The sequence below is a fragment of the Prochlorococcus sp. G4PB16 genome, assembly GCF_059772465.1.
The window spans coordinates 1279305-1293687 of sequence record NZ_CM186289.1; the positions used below are offsets into that span (position 1 = coordinate 1279305).

General features: G+C 35.6%; 13 protein-coding genes. 9 read left to right on the forward strand and 4 right to left on the reverse strand.

The window, feature by feature from the left end:
• Positions 1 to 66: 66 nt before the first annotated feature.
• Both clpX and AC6EIZ_RS07415 read left to right on the forward strand, forming a co-directional pair.
• Positions 67 to 1422 carry an ATP-dependent protease ATP-binding subunit ClpX gene (gene clpX / locus AC6EIZ_RS07410; RefSeq protein ID WP_498510083.1) on the forward strand — a complete coding sequence of 452 codons (1356 nt, stop codon included), beginning with the start codon at positions 67 to 69 and terminating at the stop codon, positions 1420 to 1422.
• 155 nt (positions 1423 to 1577) lie between these two features.
• Positions 1578 to 3278, forward strand: a complete 1701-nt coding sequence (locus tag AC6EIZ_RS07415; RefSeq protein ID WP_498510085.1) for a DNA polymerase III subunit gamma/tau — start codon at positions 1578 to 1580, stop codon at positions 3276 to 3278.
• Between the two features lie 9 nt (positions 3279 to 3287).
• Here the strand turns inward: AC6EIZ_RS07415 and AC6EIZ_RS07420 are convergent, their stop codons facing one another.
• Both AC6EIZ_RS07420 and AC6EIZ_RS07425 read right to left on the reverse strand, forming a co-directional pair.
• The gene (locus AC6EIZ_RS07420) at positions 3288 to 4604 is read right to left on the reverse strand and encodes a glycosyltransferase family 2 protein (RefSeq protein WP_498510087.1); all 1317 of its coding nucleotides are present in this window, start codon (positions 4602 to 4604) and stop codon (positions 3288 to 3290) included.
• Between the two features lie 45 nt (positions 4605 to 4649).
• Positions 4650 to 6203: a SpoIID/LytB domain-containing protein gene (locus tag AC6EIZ_RS07425; protein ID WP_498510089.1), complete on the reverse strand. Its 1554-nt coding sequence runs from the start codon at positions 6201 to 6203 to the stop codon at positions 4650 to 4652.
• Positions 6204 to 6296: 93 nt separating this feature from the next.
• Between AC6EIZ_RS07425 and rpmI the strand changes: the two genes are divergently transcribed.
• From rpmI to AC6EIZ_RS07460, 7 genes are all read left to right on the forward strand, one after another.
• A complete protein-coding gene (gene rpmI / locus AC6EIZ_RS07430) occupies positions 6297 to 6494 on the forward strand; it encodes a 50S ribosomal protein L35 (protein WP_038654742.1) in 198 nt (65 codons plus the stop codon).
• A 51-nt stretch (positions 6495 to 6545) separates the two neighbouring features.
• Positions 6546 to 6893 (forward strand): 50S ribosomal protein L20, encoded by a 348-nt coding sequence (rplT, locus tag AC6EIZ_RS07435; protein WP_498510091.1) that lies wholly within the window; start codon positions 6546 to 6548, stop codon positions 6891 to 6893.
• A gap of 146 nt (positions 6894 to 7039) precedes the next feature.
• The gene (locus AC6EIZ_RS07440) at positions 7040 to 7597 is read left to right on the forward strand and encodes a tetratricopeptide repeat protein (protein ID WP_498513222.1); all 558 of its coding nucleotides are present in this window, start codon (positions 7040 to 7042) and stop codon (positions 7595 to 7597) included.
• Positions 7598 to 7625: 28 nt separating this feature from the next.
• Complete coding sequence (locus AC6EIZ_RS07445; protein ID WP_498510093.1) at positions 7626 to 8432, forward strand: thiazole synthase; 807 nt, start codon at positions 7626 to 7628, stop codon at positions 8430 to 8432.
• Between the two features lie 49 nt (positions 8433 to 8481).
• Positions 8482 to 8649 carry a high light inducible protein gene (locus tag AC6EIZ_RS07450; protein WP_498510095.1) on the forward strand — a complete coding sequence of 56 codons (168 nt, stop codon included), beginning with the start codon at positions 8482 to 8484 and terminating at the stop codon, positions 8647 to 8649.
• 55 nt (positions 8650 to 8704) lie between these two features.
• Entirely contained in the window at positions 8705 to 9898 is a 1194-nt protein-coding gene (locus AC6EIZ_RS07455) for an NAD-dependent epimerase/dehydratase family protein (RefSeq protein WP_498510097.1), read from the forward strand.
• 36 nt (positions 9899 to 9934) lie between these two features.
• Complete coding sequence (locus tag AC6EIZ_RS07460) at positions 9935 to 11083, forward strand: glycosyltransferase family 4 protein (RefSeq protein WP_498510099.1); 1149 nt, start codon at positions 9935 to 9937, stop codon at positions 11081 to 11083.
• Between the two features lie 3 nt (positions 11084 to 11086).
• Here the strand turns inward: AC6EIZ_RS07460 and AC6EIZ_RS07465 are convergent, their stop codons facing one another.
• Positions 11087 to 11347, reverse strand: a complete 261-nt coding sequence (locus AC6EIZ_RS07465; RefSeq protein WP_498510101.1) for a hypothetical protein — start codon at positions 11345 to 11347, stop codon at positions 11087 to 11089.
• Positions 11348 to 11473: 126 nt separating this feature from the next.
• Positions 11474 to 14380, reverse strand: coding sequence for an aminomethyl-transferring glycine dehydrogenase (gene gcvP, locus AC6EIZ_RS07470; protein ID WP_498510103.1), 2907 nt, complete (start codon positions 14378 to 14380; stop codon positions 11474 to 11476).
• Between the last annotated feature and the right edge of the window lie 3 nt (positions 14381 to 14383).

Sequence of the window (14383 nt, forward strand, 5' to 3'; positions counted from 1 at the left end):
ATCCTATTACTTGAGACTGAATAAAATTAATTATCGGTCTATCCAATCTGTTTTTTTTAGAGCTCGATGGCAAAATTTGAGGCCCATCTTAAATGCTCCTTTTGTGGCAAGGCACAAGATCAGGTGAGGAAACTCATTGCTGGTCCAGGAGTTTACATATGCGATGAATGTATCGACTTATGTAATGAAATTTTAGATGAAGAACTCATTGATAATCCAACTCATCAAAGAAATGGACATGAGCAAAGCCGTAAAGCTAAAGATGCCACAACAACAACTAAACCTGCTCCAACTTTGGCGTCCATACCAAAGCCCATTGAAATTAAAAAATTTTTAGACGATCAAGTCGTGGGGCAAGAATCAGCAAAAAAAATCTTATCAGTGGCTGTCTACAACCACTATAAGAGACTTGCATGGAAAGGGGATGGATCTGGCGAGACTGATTTAACGGCAACAAAATTACAAAAATCAAATATTTTATTAATAGGCCCAACTGGGTGTGGAAAAACATTACTCGCCCAAACATTAGCTGAAATGCTAGATGTTCCATTTGCTGTTGCTGATGCAACGACTCTCACTGAAGCTGGATATGTTGGTGAGGATGTAGAAAACATTCTCTTACGTCTACTACAAAAAGCAGATATGGATGTAGATTTAGCCCAAAGAGGAATTATATATATCGATGAAATTGACAAAATTGCTAGAAAAAGTGAAAACCCATCAATTACCAGAGATGTTTCGGGAGAAGGCGTCCAGCAAGCTCTACTAAAAATGCTAGAGGGTACAGTTGCTAACGTGCCACCACAAGGAGGCAGGAAGCATCCTTACGGAGATGCTATTCAAATTGACACTAGCCAAATACTCTTCATATGCGGTGGAGCATTTGTTGGTTTAGATGATGTAGTTCAAAAAAGACTTGGGAAAAATTCAATTGGTTTCATACCAAATGAAAATAGAGCCAGAACCAAATCAAATCGAGATCGTATTGGTACAGACTTAATTAATGACCTAGAGCCGGATGATCTAGTGAAATATGGTTTGATTCCAGAATTTATTGGAAGAATGCCTGTAAGTGCGATATTAGAACCATTAAATGCTAAGGCTCTCGAATCTATTCTCACAGAACCAAGAGATGCCTTAGTAAAACAATTTAGAACCTTGTTAAGTATGGATAATGTAGAGCTTTCATTTGAAGAAGATGCTGTTGAAGCAATTGCACAAGAAGCATATAAAAGAAAAACTGGTGCTAGAGCTTTGCGAGGAATTGTTGAAGAAATAATGCTAGATTTAATGTATAGCCTTCCATCTCAAACTAAGATTAAAAGCTTCAATGTAACAAAAAAAATGGTTGATGAAATTACAGGAGGAAAAGTGGTTCCTCTATTATCAAATGAAAAACGAATCGTTAAGGAATCTGCCTAGAAAGGATAAATTTTTTGAATATCTTTATTAAAAAAAACTAGAAAAATCTTAAAATCTTTAAGAATTAAATTAGTCAAATTTTTCTTCAATGATTTTCAACTTAGATTATGATCAGTTAAATAAATATTAAAAATCATAAATATCTTTAGTTGCAAATGATAAATGCTTATGAGCCATTACACCATAAATATCGGCCAACCAGCTTTGACGAGCTAGTTGGGCAAGGTCCAATTACATCTACCTTAAAACAGGCTTTAACAAGTAATCGTATTGCCCCTGCATATATATTTTCTGGCCCTAGAGGAACAGGCAAAACATCAAGTGCAAGAATTTTTGCAAAATCTTTAAATTGTTTACGAAGTGAAAAAGCCACAACTTTACCTTGTGGAGAGTGTGAGCTCTGTACAGGGATTAACTTAGGCAATGCATTGGACGTAATTGAAATTGATGCTGCTTCCAATACTGGTGTTGAAAATATTCGTGAATTAATAGAACGGTCTAAATTTGCTCCTGCAAAAGCTCGCTGGAAAGTTTATGTAATAGATGAATGCCATATGCTTTCAACAGCTGCCTTTAATGCACTTCTAAAAACATTAGAAGAGCCACCTCGGCAAGTTGTATTTATTCTTGCCACAACAGATCCTCAACGCGTTTTACCTACAATTCTTAGTAGATGTATGCGCTTTGATTTTAAAAGGATAGGCTTGAATGATTTAGAAAGTCATTTAATCAATATTGCTGAAAAAGAGGGTATTGTGATCAACAAAGAGGCAATATCATTAATTGCAAAGCATTCCCAAGGAGGATTGAGAGATGCGGAAAGTTTACTTGATCAAGTAAATTTGCTTCCTCCACCAATAACTCAATCAAACATCATCAACCTAATAGGTTCTGTACCAGAAGAAGAGTTAATAATATTAGCAAAATCGTTAATAAATAAAGATGCTTATTCTATTTTAAATATTTGCAATCGCTTAATTAATCAGGGTAAAGAATCAATTGCTATTTTACAAGGAATAGCGTCAATCTTACGAGACTTAGTTGTCCAAAAAGTCACAAACTATCCAAGTAATTTATATAATATTACACAAGAGAATAGTGAAAAATTAAAAGACTTAGCAGATTCAATCACTCTAGATCATATACTCAGCCTTCAGGCTAAATTAAAAGGTTCAGAAAACTATATTAGAAATAGTAATCAGCCAAACTTATGGTTAGAAATTCAATTATTAGGAATGCTCTCAAATGAAGATTCAAAAGAAAAGAATATAGAAATACAAACCTCGAGTAAAGCAAAAAAAACTAAACTTTCGGAGCTTGAAAATAAGGATTATACAGCAGTCGAAATAGAATCAAATAACAAAAAAGAACTAATAAAAAATACCTCTTATCAAAAAGAGTCTCAACCAAGCGAAAATGTAAATCTTGATACTCTTTGGAAAAATGTGATAGCAATGTTAGAGCTTCCTTCCACCAAAATGCTACTTTCGCAACAAGCTAAATTAATAAACGTGAACTCAGATTCTGCTGAAATTGCGATTTCAGAAAAATGGATAAATATGATTCAAAGTCGAAAAAGTCTTATTGAAGATGCTTTTTACAAAGCAAGAGGATCCTTAACCAAAGTTAGTTTAATTCAACAAAAAGATAACTTATCTAATGATAGAAAAGGCGAAACCATTCCTAACCAAAGCGAACAAAAAAATGAATTAAAACTTGATAGAGAAGCCAATAAAAATCCTTTAAATGAAAAGAAAAAAATGCAATCAATTAATAATTTAGATTCAAACTCTATTGATCAAAAAGCTAAGCAATTTGCAGACTTCTTTAACGGAGAAATAGTGAATCTTGAATAAAAAACTTAATCAAGAACCAACATGATCAGTTTTTTCCCAAATCAAATTCTTACGAAATAAAGACATCTTAAATACTATAAATGGTATGACGATAAACCAATGTGCAAGATAAATTGTGGCTCCAAGTATATTAATAAAATTAGGTGAAGGTAAGCGTGGACCTTCACTATAGCTAGAACATCCTTTCCAATAGGCTAAACTAGAAATACCAAAAGCAACTATAGATAAAGGCCAATATAACGGCATTCTAAATAAAATGATTGATACAGTTAAATCTATAAATGAGACAACTGGTAACACATATTGTAATAAGAAAAAACAAGCTAAATCTAACTTTTTAAAATTTGATAAGCGCTTTGAAATCAATAAAGGCCAGTAATCAAAAAACCTTTGTAAGCCTCCTTCAGCCCATCTTTTTCTTTGTCGAAATAAAGCAAACAATGATTCAACTGCTTCTTCTTGGATAGGAGGATCCCACATTATTACGATTGGCGATCGGGTTAATAAAAAGCGGAAACTTAAATCTAAATCGTCTGTGATAGTTTGTTCATTAAATCCACCACAAGATTCAAGAGCTTTTCTATTAATTAATTGACCATTTCCTCTTAACTCCGATACACCTCCACAAGCAAGTCTGCCCCTTTGAATAACTGCATCCATTGCCATCTCCATAGCTTGATAAGCAGCAATTGGATTCAAGTCACAATTCACAACTGATTTTCGTAACTGCACACCGGACCAACCACCATGCAACGCAAGACTAATGGCTCTAAGTAAAATATTGCTCTGTAATTGCGCATCAGCATCAAGAATAAATAACCATTCTCCATCTGTTTTATTCAATACAGAATTAAGAGCTCCTGATTTACCACCACCACTCATCAACGGACGACTTAACACGTTAATTCTAGAGAAACTTGTACGTAATTTGTGTAATAAATTAGGTGTTTGATCTTGACTACCATCATCAATTATCCATAGAGAAAGCTTCTCCTCTGGGTATTCAATTGATAAAAGTCTGGAAACTAATCTTTCTATTACATTTTCTTCGTCGCGTGCTGCAACCAATACATCGACTTTGGGAAGAGTTTCAAAAAAATTGTCATCCTCAAATAGATACTCTTTTTGTAATTGATAATTTTCTCTGCGATCTCTTAAAACAACTCTTAATCCATACCCACCCAATATCAAAGCCAAGGTGATTGAAGGAAATAAATTCTTGCTAGGCTCCAACAAATGGGGAAAAATTCCCGCCAAAGCGCAGCAAATCAAAAACAGTATTGATTTAATGCGTCGGTTTGCTCCACTGATTTTGGCTAAAGCCATGGAGTTTTCCTTTTATCAACTTTTTACTCTAAGAGGCTTTCATCACTAAGGCAAAAATCCATATCTAGTTTTTGGATAATAATGGGAAAGAATTTGTTTGGTAGTCCATCCATTTCTCGCTAACTCTATAGCCCCAGACTGAGACATTCCTGCTCCATGGCCAAAACCTCCACCAGAAAAAAGCCATTTACCATCTTTATTTTCTTTAACAACAAATAATGTGCTTGGTAATTGTCTAAGAACACGTCGAATGTCATCAAGTTTAAGGAAAACTTCTGAACCAGTCTTTCCTTCAAGCTTCAATGAAGTGACTCTCCCACTACTTCCTCTCTGATCAACCTTAATTTTATTTGGATAAAAAGAACTGCTAACTTTTTTAGCTTGATTAAGCTGTTTAGATATCTGAGAAGACTCTAACGTTCTTTCCCATCTGAAAAGTGGATGATCAGAACCAAAAGCCTCAGACTTTGAAAATAAAAAAGATTTCAAATACTTTTCATTTGATAGAGGTAAATCAACCGTACTAATCCACCTTTTTGGCCCATCCAAGCGCATTTGTAGATAAGGAACTTTGTTAATTGACCATGCTTCATCTACCGAGGCCATTACTCCACCATTCGTTGCGTGATATACGGTATTTATTGGTTTTTTATTCCAGGTCAGAATTTTGCCAGCAGTTTTTTTAATTGCCTTTTTAATTTTTGGATTAGCTTTTGATGGATCCTTGTAAACTTGGCATTGGGTATTACTGCAAAGATTGTATCCATCAACTTTAAATCTATGACTATTAGCGACAGCCCAAGTTCTAGCTAAAACAGCCTGCGCTGCTAGTGCTGCTTCAGGAGAGGTTGCGCCAATTTCATAAGGAACTACTCCATTTAAATATCTCTCAATAGGAACATGCTCAATTAAAGTCCAACTTCCATATGCATCTGGCTGAATAGAAAACGGACCTAAATATATGCCCTTGTCCAAGCGCAATCCATCAGGGGCTTGCAAAGAAATAGGCCCTTTAAGAGCAATATTTGCGTTATTTGCATCTAGATAAGGTAAAACAGTCTTTGAAACTTCAATCTTTTGATAGGTCGACTTAATTGATTGTGGAATTTGGATATGGCCCGAGACCCAAACTTCCCAATCAAACGGATGAGCAATCGTTGATTCAATACCTCTATCTTTTAAATCATTTGCCAATCTTTCAGCAGACTCGAAACTTGCGAAGGGACCAATTTTCTGACGAACAAACACTTTTGGTTTGAGTAGTTGTTCTTCTCGCCAACCAATATTAATTTCTTTAGCCTTTCGGATGATTCCATTAGCATCTTTCAGAATCAAATTTCTTCCATTACTAATAAGTCTCAAAGATGGCGAATTATTGTGCGCAATGATTTGCTTTCCCAAATATGGTTTGATCCCAACAAGTAGCACATTTTTTTCTTGACTAATTAAAGGTGTACTAGGAATTGCAGGATGAGTTGCAAAAACCTCAACTTTATTAGTATTAGCAATGCAAACTTTATTTGATTCATACAAGCTAATCAAAAGTAGCAAACCAGAAAGCAAGAAACGTTTTGGACCCTGTAAATAACTTTTAATCACAACAAAAATCTCCTTTCAGCAAGAATTTAATAATTTTGGGTTGGCTTAAGTGAGCTTAAGGACGTATTCTTGTAGACTAACCACGCTTTTTCAATGCCAAAGCTCAAGACCCGCAAAGCTGCTGCAAAGCGGTTCAAAGCAACAGGCACTGGCAAGTTCATGAGACGTCGTGCATTTCACAATCATTTACTCGACCACAAGAGTCCTAAATTAAAAAGGCACCTTAAAACAAAAGCAGTCGTAGATGAACGTGATGCAGAAAACGTAAGCCTCATGCTTCCTTATGCATAAGTCTTCTTAAAAACGTTTATTAGTTCAATTTCTTTTTTCTGATTATTAATTATGGCACGCGTTAAAAGAGGTAATGTTGCTAGAAAACGTAGAAACAAAATCCTTCGTCTAGCGAGAGGATTTAGAGGAGGAAATGGAACTCTTTTCCGAACTGCAAACCAAAGAGTGATGAAAGCCCTCTGTAATGCTTATCGAGATAGAAGAAGAAGAAAGCGTGATTTCAGAAGACTTTGGATAGCTAGAATCAATGCAGCAGCAAGATTAAATGGATTAAGTTACAGCAAATTTATGGGTGGCTTAAAGAAAGCTGATGTAAGAATCAACAGAAAAATGTTGGCTCAACTAGCAGTTACAGATCCTAAAACATTCACAAATATTGCAGTTAATTCAAAAGGTTAAAAATGTTCGAATAATCTTTTTCTTTAAAGTTATTGTATTAATAATGAATTAAGATAAAAGAATAAAGAAGAAATTCCAAAAATTAAGAATATAATGATAATAAATAATTACCATATGCTCAACAAATTATTATTTGAGTTTAGATGATGATAGTTAATCTTCCTCAAACTTACTTAATAGGACTATGTTTGCTTTTAGTAGTTATTGCTATTTTAGTAGGAAGACAACTATATAAAGTAAGAAAAGATGAGATGAAGCTAATAAAATTAGAGAAAGAAGATTCAAATACAAAAGAAGATTCAGCTAAAATGTATGAATTAGCATCTGTTCAATTAAAGAAAAGATTATATCCACAAGCCACATCAACTTTAAAACAAGCCTTGAAGAAACTTGATGGAGAACCAAAAGAAGCTAAAGCACTTATAGAAAATGCATTAGGCTTTGCACTAGCTGCTCAAAATGACTTTAAATCAGCAGTAATTCATTACAAAAAAGCATTGACAGCAAAGTCTGAATATCCAGTTGCACTAAATAATCTCGGTTTTGCTTATCAACGATTGCTAAAAGAAGATGAAGCTTATAAAAATTATCAAGAGGTTTTAAAGCTAGATCCTAATAACAAAACTGCGATTTCTCAAATTAAAAGACTTGAACGTATAATTGGAAAAAATAAAGATGAATTATTGAATAAAAAAGGTTTCTAAATAATTCTTAATTCATTATATTTTATCCATGCAAAAAACAAATCAATTTCTCAAAATAGGAAATAAAGAATTCAAAAGTCGGCTTCTTGTTGGAACTGGTAAGTACTCATCCTTAGAAGTCATGCAAGAAAGCCTGATAAATACAAAATGTGAAATAGTTACTGTTGCAGTAAGAAGAATTCAAGGCCTAGACCATGGACACAAAGGATTATTGGAATCAATAGATTGGAAAAACATATGGATGCTCCCAAACACAGCAGGGTGCTCAAATGCTGAAGAGGCTATTCGAGTAGCACGCTTGGGCAGGGAGTTAGCCAAGTTAGCAGGTCAAGAGAATAATAATTTTGTGAAATTAGAGGTCATTCCTGACAAGAAATATTTATTACCCGACCCAATTGGAACTTTAAAAGCAGCAGAACAATTAGTTAAAGAAGGATTTACTGTCCTGCCATACATAAATTCTGATCCATTAATTGCAAAACAACTTGAAGAAATTGGATGTGCAACTGTTATGCCGCTTGGTTCTCCCATTGGATCTGCTCAAGGTATAAGAAATGCAGCAAACATTGCCATGATTATCGAAGAAGCTCGAATCCCAATAATTATTGATGCAGGTATTGGAGTTCCCAGTGAAGCAGCTCAAGCATTGGAAATGGGTGCGGATGGGGTTCTAATAAATAGTGCTATTGCTCTAGCTAAAAACCCAATCTTGATGGCTGAAGCCTTCTCTAAGGCAACTGAGGCTGGCAGAGACGCTTATCTATCTGGAAGGCTCGAAGAACAACTACTTGCCAACCCGAGTTCTCCATTAGATGGAGTTATTTCAAATAATTAGAGTAATTCGTTAAAAATTAGTAACGTAATAGGCTAATAAACAAAAAAACATGACAGTCACTAGAGAAAGTCAAGGCAGGCTAAACGTTTTTGCAGATGAACCAAGAATTGAAATACTTACAAAAGAAAGCAGTGGCAACAAAGGTTCTTGGCTTTTTACCCTTGCTGGAGTTATTCTTGTAATTGGGCTCATTGCATATTCTTTAACAATCAAGTGAAAGCCTTGTAGTAGCTTGAATAATATGAGCATTTGCTCTTTCTTTGGAGTTTAGGGTGAAAGTTTTCGTTCTTGGTGGTGACGGCTTCTGCGGATGGCCTTGTGCAGTAAATCTTGCTGACAAGGGTCATGATGTAATCATCGTGGATAATCTCAGTCGTCGAAAAATTGATATAGACCTTGAAGTTGAATCCTTAACTCCAATTACAAGTATTGGTGAAAGGATTAAAGCTTGGTCTGAGATAGGTGGAAGACCTATTCGATTTATTCATTTAGACCTTGCCTCTGAATATCAAAAGCTTTTAGATCTATTGATAGATGAAAAGCCTGATTCAATAATTCATTTTGCTGAACAACGAGCTGCTCCATATTCCATGAAAAGCAGCGCAACTAAGAGATACACGGTTGATAACAATGTCAATGGAACTCATAATCTCCTTGCCGCAATTGTTGAATCTCAATTAGATATTCACATTGTTCATCTTGGGACAATGGGAGTTTACGGATATGGGTCTCATAGAGGCGCGACCATTCCTGAAGGTTACTTAAAAGTAGAAGTACCTCAACCAGACGGCAGTCGTTTTGAAGAAGAGATCCTTCATCCAGCTAGCCCTGGAAGCGTTTATCACATGACTAAAACGCTTGATCAATTGCTCTTTCTTTACTACAACAAAAATGACCTGATCAGAATCACTGATCTTCATCAAGGAATTGTGTGGGGAACAAATACTGATATCACAAGCCGTGACCCAAGACTGACTAATCGATTTGACTATGACGGTGATTACGGAACAGTATTAAATAGATTTTTAATGCAAGCAGCTATTGGATATCCATTAACAGTCCATGGCACTGGTGGACAAACAAGAGCTTTTATTCATATTCAAGATTCAGTAAAATGCGTTCAGTTAGCACTTGAGAACCCTCCAGAAAGAGGAGAAAGGGTGAAGATTTTCAACCAAATGACGGAAAGTCACCAAGTTGGGGAATTAGCTAAAAAAGTAGCCTCTCTAACTGGAGCAAAAATTAATTACCTTCCAAACCCAAGAAACGAAGCCGTAGAAAATGATTTAATAGTTGATAATCGTTGTTTTATTGAGCTTGGATTAGATCCCACAACTCTTGATAATGGACTTTTAGCAGAAGTTGTTGATGTCGCGAAAAAATTCTCCAATCGCTGTGATTTAAAACGAATACCTTGTGTATCTGCGTGGACATCAACCCAAGCAAAAGCAATCAATAAATCCTAAACCTAACTAAAACAAAATCTTGAAACGACACGCTCAGTGAAAATAGCTTTCTTTACAGAAACTTTCCTACCCAAAGTTGATGGTATAGTCACGCGTCTAACTAAAACAATTCAAAATTTAGTTCAATCAGGAGATGAGGTTACCGTTTTTTGTCCAGAAGGCTGCCCATCAAGTTATATGGGTGCAAAAGTTATTGGTGTCCCCGCGATGCCATTACCCTTATATCCAGAACTTAAATTAGGGCTTCCTGGGCCAGGTGTTTCAGATGAATTAGAAAATTTCAAACCTGACCTGATACATGTCGTAAATCCTGCAGTGCTGGGATTAGGTGGAATTTGGCTAGCCAAAACAAACAATATTCCACTTGTAGCAAGTTATCACACTCATTTACCTAAATATTTAGAGCACTACGGAATGGGTATGTTAGAGCCGCTTTTATGGGAGTTGTTAAAAGCTGCTCATAATCAAGCAACTCTAAATCTGTGTACTTCTACTGCAATGGTTCAAGAACTCTCAGAAAAAGGAATTCAAAATACCGCTTTATGGCAAAGAGGAGTTGATACAGATATCTTCAAACCAGAACTAAGAGATGAAAAAATGAGAAAGCGTCTTTTAGGAAATTTTAGCGATGAAGGATCTCTATTGATTTACGTTGGAAGACTTTCAGCAGAAAAACAAATTGAAAGAATAAAACCTGTACTTGAAGCACTACCAAGCACTCGTTTAGCTCTGGTTGGAGATGGTCCATATAGACAACAACTAGAAAAAATTTTCCAGGGAACCTCTACTACCTTTGTGGGATATTTAAGTGGAAATGAATTGGCAAGTGCTTATGCCTCTGGTGATGCTTTCTTATTTCCATCAAGTACAGAAACTCTTGGATTAGTCCTTCTAGAAGCAATGGCTGCTGGATGCCCAGTTGTAGGAGCAAATAAAGGTGGAATCCCAGACATCATTGCAGATGGAGAGAATGGATGTTTATACAATCCTGATGGCGAAAATGACGGGGCTATAAGTTTAATAAATGCTACGCAAAAATTATTGGGCAACGAAGTAGAACGAACGGCAATGAGAAAATCAGCTAGATCAGAAGCTGAGAGATGGGGATGGGCAGGAGCCACTAAACAATTAAGAAATTATTACAAAGACGTACTAACTAAAAAACAATCAAATATTGCTGCTTAATTTCTACGCAGCATGTGGAGGTGGAGTAGGGGAATCAAACGATTGTAAAGGTAAGACCAAAGTTGCCCATGTAGAAAGCTTGGCTGGTCTTTGTTTCTTGGGTTGTCGAACCCCAAATGGAACTCTGACTACATTTGTTCCTGCAACTTCTAAAAGTTCTCCTTTTTTTAAAACAGATTCAAAACAATTAGAAAAAGAAGGCAAGGACAAATCGTCCTTCTTTTTCTTTTGATCTTCCAGATCAAAAGATGTCTTTTTGCTCATTTGGTCCCCATATAAAATTTAAAGCTGCGGCAAAGATTAATAGAAAAAATTGCAAAACAGCCCAAAGATAACCAATAATTTGGTTTTCGTTTGAAATTTAACTAATAAAACAAGTTTTAACCAGTATTAAATAGAATTAATATCTTCTAAATCTTGAACTGAAGGACAACTACATATCAAATTCCTATCTCCATAAGCATTATTAATACGTGAAACTGATGGCCAAAATTTATATTTTTCTTGGTAAAGCAATGGATAAGCTGCTTCTTTACGAGAATAAGGTCTATCCCAATCATCGGATGTAACTATTTTTAAGGTGTGTGGAGCTTGTTTTAAAGGATTATTGATAGGATCAATCTTTCCTAATTTTATTTGTTCAATTTCTTCTCGTATTCCAATCATCGCCTCACAAAAACGATCTAATTCAGACAAACTTTCACTTTCTGTTGGTTCAACCATCAAAGTTCCAGCGACAGGCCAACTAATTGTGGGAGCATGAAATCCATAATCCATTAATCTCTTGGCAACATCATCAACTTCTATACCTAACTGACTCTTTAGAGGTCGTAAATCTAAGATGCATTCATGAGCCACCAAGCCATTGGGATCTTTAAATAAAACTGGATAATAAGGATCAAGTCGTTTTGCTACATAATTAGCAGAGAGGATTGCAATCGAACTTGCTTTGCGTAAGCCATCTTGGCCCATCATTCGAATGTACATCCAACTAATCGGCAATATTCCAGCGCTGCCAAATGGAGCTGCAGAGACTGCCGAAATAGCCTTTTCGCCTCCACACTGAACAATTGAATGTCCAGGAAGATAAGGAAGCAAATGGCTTGCAACAGCTATAGGACCTACGCCTGGGCCTCCTCCGCCATGAGGAATGGCAAAAGTTTTATGAAGATTTAAATGGCATACATCAATACCATAAGATCCAGGCCTGCAAATACCTACTTGAGCATTCATATTTGCGCCATCCAAATAGACTTGACCACCCTCTTGATGAATGACTTTGCAAATTTCACGAATATTTGGCTCAAATACTCCATGAGTTGAAGGATAAGTAACCATCAATGCAGCCAAATTCTTTGAATGAATCTTTGATTTATTTCTTAAGTCATCCAAATCTACATTGCCATATTCATCACATTTAACAGAGACAACTTTAAAACCAGACATGACTGCGCTAGCTGGATTGGTGCCGTGGGCACTTGTTGGAATTAAGCAAATATTTCTATGCCCCTCTCCAAGAGAATGATGCCAGGAACGTATGACAAGCAAACCAGCAAATTCTCCTTGGGAGCCTGCATTAGGCTGAAGAGAAACTCCCTTAAAGCCAGTTAAAGCAGAAAGCCACCTTTCAAGATCATTAATTATTTCCTGAAATCCAGATAATTGAGCATGAGGCGCAAAAGGATGAATAGAAGAAAACTGGCTCCATCCAATGGGTAAAAGTTCCGCAGCTGCATTCAATTTCATCGTGCAACTCCCTAGAGGAATCATTCCTTGAACTAGAGAAAAATCTTTCGAAACTAAAAAATGAATGTATCTCATTAAATCGGTCTCACTTTGATATTGATTAAATACCAATTGTTCAAGCCAAGGTTTTTGGCGAAGTGGAATATCTATTAATGATTCATTTTCACTAATAACCTTAGAAATATCATTCACATTTTTTCCTTTAACTTGTGCAAGTATTTGATACAGTTTATAAATTTCCTGATCGCAGGTTAATTCATCAAAAGTCACACCAAAACCCTTAGCATTTTCTACATCTGATCCAATAGGTAGGATTCTAAGGTTATATCCTTCTTCATAAGCTGACTGAATAACTTTTGATGCTTCTGGACAATATACGTCAACACTATCAAACCCGGAATATCTATCTAGAGGGTATTCTAAATTACTTATAATATATTCAAAATCTGATCTATATTGAAGAATCCTATTTGCAATTTTCTGAAGACCATCTGGACCATGATGAACTGCATAAAAAGAAGAAAGAACAGCTAATAAAACTTGAGCTGTACAGATGTTACTTGTTGCTTTATCTCTTCTAATATGTTGCTCTCTTGTTTGAAGTGCAAGCCTCAAAGATTGATTCCCATCTGCGTCAACTGATTGGCCTACTATCCTCCCTGGTATTTGTCTTTTATATATTTCTTTAGTTGCAAAAAAAGCTGCATGTGGTCCACCACATGCAATAGGTACTCCAAATCTTTGTGCACTTCCAACAACAATATCTGCACCTAATTCTCCCATCGGTTTAATCAAAACCTGAGCCAAGGGATCAATTGCAATAGTTACAATTGCATCAAATTTGTGCGCCTGATTAATTATTGATGTTGGATCCCAAATACGACCATTTTTCCCAGGTAACTGAATAAGTATCCCGAAGACATTATTATCAATTTCAAAGTTCTTATGATCAAAAAATTCAAGTGCAATTCCTAGTGGTTCACATCGTGTTTTTAATACGTCAAATGTTTGAGGCAAAATTTCTTGATCTACTAAAAATTTATTAGTGTTTTTATTTTTTCTAACAGCTAAACTCAAACTTATTGCCTCAGCTGCTGCAGTTGCTTCATCAAGTAAAGACGCATTAGATATTGGCAAACCTGTTAATTCACTTATTAAAGTCTGAAAATTAAATAAGGCTTCTAATCTACCTTGGGATATTTCTGCTTGATAAGGAGTATAAGCTGTATACCAATTAGGATTTTCTAAAACATTTCTTTGTATAACTGGAGGTATAACTGTCGAATGATAACCCAGGCCAATCAAAGATCGGTTTTCGATATTTTTCTTTGAAATTATATTAATTTCTTTTAATGCTTCATTTTGATCACATCCACATGAAATAGAAACACCGCTGTTTTCTAGATCAAAGATTTCATTAGGAATTACAGAAGATATGAAATCTTCCAAATTTTCAAAACCAAGATCTCGAAGCATGAAAGCTTCATCTACGTTTGTTGGACCTACATGGCGAGACTTAAAAGTAAAATCCTTTAATTCTGCTTTTGACATGAG

What these genes read in the sequence shown, in the direction of transcription:
- clpX (WP_498510083.1), top strand. Translation starts at nt 67, where the DNA reads ATGGCAAAATTTGAGGCCCATCTTAAATGCTCCTTTTGTGGCAAGGCA.
- AC6EIZ_RS07415 (WP_498510085.1), top strand. Translation starts at nt 1,578, where the DNA reads ATGATAAATGCTTATGAGCCATTACACCATAAATATCGGCCAACCAGC.
- AC6EIZ_RS07420 (WP_498510087.1), bottom strand. Translation starts at nt 4,604, where the DNA reads ATGGCTTTAGCCAAAATCAGTGGAGCAAACCGACGCATTAAATCAATA.
- rpmI (WP_038654742.1), top strand. Translation starts at nt 6,297, where the DNA reads ATGCCAAAGCTCAAGACCCGCAAAGCTGCTGCAAAGCGGTTCAAAGCA.
- rplT (WP_498510091.1), top strand. Translation starts at nt 6,546, where the DNA reads ATGGCACGCGTTAAAAGAGGTAATGTTGCTAGAAAACGTAGAAACAAA.
- AC6EIZ_RS07440 (WP_498513222.1), top strand. Translation starts at nt 7,040, where the DNA reads ATGATAGTTAATCTTCCTCAAACTTACTTAATAGGACTATGTTTGCTT.
- AC6EIZ_RS07445 (WP_498510093.1), top strand. Translation starts at nt 7,626, where the DNA reads ATGCAAAAAACAAATCAATTTCTCAAAATAGGAAATAAAGAATTCAAA.
- AC6EIZ_RS07450 (WP_498510095.1), top strand. Translation starts at nt 8,482, where the DNA reads ATGACAGTCACTAGAGAAAGTCAAGGCAGGCTAAACGTTTTTGCAGAT.
- AC6EIZ_RS07465 (WP_498510101.1), bottom strand. Translation starts at nt 11,347, where the DNA reads ATGAGCAAAAAGACATCTTTTGATCTGGAAGATCAAAAGAAAAAGAAG.
- gcvP (WP_498510103.1), bottom strand. Translation starts at nt 14,380, where the DNA reads ATGTCAAAAGCAGAATTAAAGGATTTTACTTTTAAGTCTCGCCATGTA.